Origin of the sequence: Actinospica sp. (assembly GCF_035552695.1) — a bacterium.
Lineage (GTDB): Bacteria > Actinomycetota > Actinomycetes > Streptomycetales > Catenulisporaceae > Actinospica.
Window position 1 is genome coordinate 1 of record NZ_DASZKT010000130.1, and the last position, 1,820, is coordinate 1,820.

3 protein-coding genes are annotated in these 1,820 nt (G+C 71.2%); 1 reads left to right on the top strand and 2 read right to left on the bottom strand.

Annotation, left to right across the window (positions count from 1 at the left end; all coding sequences use genetic code 11):
• A partial coding sequence (locus tag VG296_RS16370; protein ID WP_325566594.1) for a polysaccharide deacetylase family protein occupies positions 1 to 302 on the top strand: 302 nt, incomplete at its 5' end.
• Positions 303 to 359: 57 nt separating this feature from the next.
• Here the strand turns inward: VG296_RS16370 and VG296_RS16375 are convergent.
• Entirely contained in the window at positions 360 to 566 is a 207-nt protein-coding gene (locus VG296_RS16375) for a hypothetical protein (protein ID WP_325566595.1), read from the bottom strand.
• Positions 567 to 1,043: 477 nt separating this feature from the next.
• Positions 1,044 to 1,742, bottom strand: a complete 699-nt coding sequence (locus VG296_RS16380) for a 3-keto-5-aminohexanoate cleavage protein (protein ID WP_325566596.1) — start codon at positions 1,740 to 1,742, stop codon at positions 1,044 to 1,046.
• Positions 1,743 to 1,820: the final 78 nt, after the last annotated feature.

Sequence of the window (1,820 nt, forward strand, 5' to 3'; positions counted from 1 at the left end):
TGAGCGACGAGGTCGCAACGGCCCGGCAGACGCTGCGCAGCAGCTACGGCGTCCCCGTGAACTGGTTCAGCTACCCCTCGGGTGACTACGACGCGACCGCTATCGCCGCCGTAAACGCCGCCGGCTACCTCGGCGCCACCACCGTCAATCCAGGATGGGCGAGCCCGCACCAGGACCGCTTCCGCCTGCCACGGCTGGTCGTGGTGGCCGGCACCAGCCCATCCCAACTGCTAGCGCAGATCGCGGCAGCGAAGGGCACCACGTCAGTCCCATCCGCGTACAGCGGCCCGGGACTCGCATAGCGCATCACCGCGCAATGTGCGAGCAGCCGCCGCAGCCGGACCCACGGAGTCGCCCTCTCACGCGATGAGGCGCGCCTGGCCGATCGCGGTCTCACCCGGGTGGCTGATGCGATCATCTTTCGCCTCCTTCATCGACGCCTCAGGCGTACGCAACGGCGCGCGGGGAAGGTCCTCAGTGCCACCGTCGCGCGGGAGCTCTCTCGCGGCCGGTCGGTAGTCGTTGAGGCGGTCGCCGAACAGGCCCTCCGTCAGCAGATCAGCCAACTCGCAAATCGCTTCGGCGCAAGGTTCGTGCAGCTCGAATGCGTGTGCACCGATGAGCCGGAACTCGACCGCCGCTTAGGGACGCGGCCGCGGTTCTGGCGGCGGGTGGTCGCACGGATCGAGGCTCGATACGACGCACCGCCAGAGGAGTCCTTGGTTGTCGACACCGTGGGGCCCCCTGACCACGGCGCAGAGGCGATCCACCGTCGGCTCCGACCCGCATACGGCTAGCCAAATGACCAAGTGGCGTGCCGGCCGAGTCCTAGATCCAGAAGCGCATGTCCCTCGCGGCCCGTCTTGTCCCGCGGCTCGACTATCGAGCGCGCCTGCGCAGCGACGGCTTGCACCGCCGCTGCCAGCGGCGACCGGTACGGTTGGCCCCGCCTCGTGCGACACGCTGGCGCCACCCCCTCGCTGGCTGTAGCGCATCGTCCAGGCGGCGCCCGAGCGCGGTTCTCGCTCAGGCGAGCGCAGGCCCTAGACCACGCGGGTGGTCAGCTCCACGGCCGCGGCGACGAGCTCGGCGTTGTCGGCTGCAAGGCGACCGTCCGGCAGTGTTAGCACGTCCTCCAGACCGACGCGCACATCGTGCCCGGCCGCGGCCGCCGCAGCAAGGACCTCCCACGTTCGCCGTCCGTAGCCGTGCCACAGCTGCGGGATCTCGGCGGGGACGAGTTCGGCGATCGCCCGGGCATCAGCGGCGCCGCCGTCGACCTCGACGAGCGCCCGCAACACCTGGTGCGTAAAAGGGCTGCGCACGAGCTCCTCGGCACCGGTGGGCGTGGTTAGGCCCACCTCGACCGCGATTCCCGCCCGCAGCGCCGCGCGCACGACCCCCATCCAGCCGACCTCCGAGAGGTTCACCGAGACGAAGTCCGGTCGTTGCCGCCACGCCTCCACCGCCGCCGCGCGCGCGAACGGATCCGGGTGGATCGCCTCCGCGGTCGACAGTCCGATCGGCAGGCCCGGGACGACCGTTCGGATCGCGAGAACCGCGGCGTCACAGGCGGCCGGCCGCAGCGTCTGCGCCCCGCTGGCGTCGCGAGGGTGGACATGTACGGCGAACGCGCCCGCTCGCCTGACGGAGAGCGCGTCGGCGGCGAGCTCGGCCGCCCATCGAGGCACCGCCGCGTGCTCCTCGCGGGTTCGCGCGCCGTTCAAACACGCCTTCACCATCTGCTAATTGGCGAATCTAGCGGCCAGCCGCCCCGGCAGGGCGGCGGAACTCAAGGATGTCGCTCGCGCCCGCGTGCG

Coding starts and splice junctions, on each gene's coding strand:
- VG296_RS16380 (WP_325566596.1), bottom strand. CDS start 1,742: ATGGTGAAGGCGTGTTTGAACGGCGCGCGAACCCGCGAGGAGCACGCG.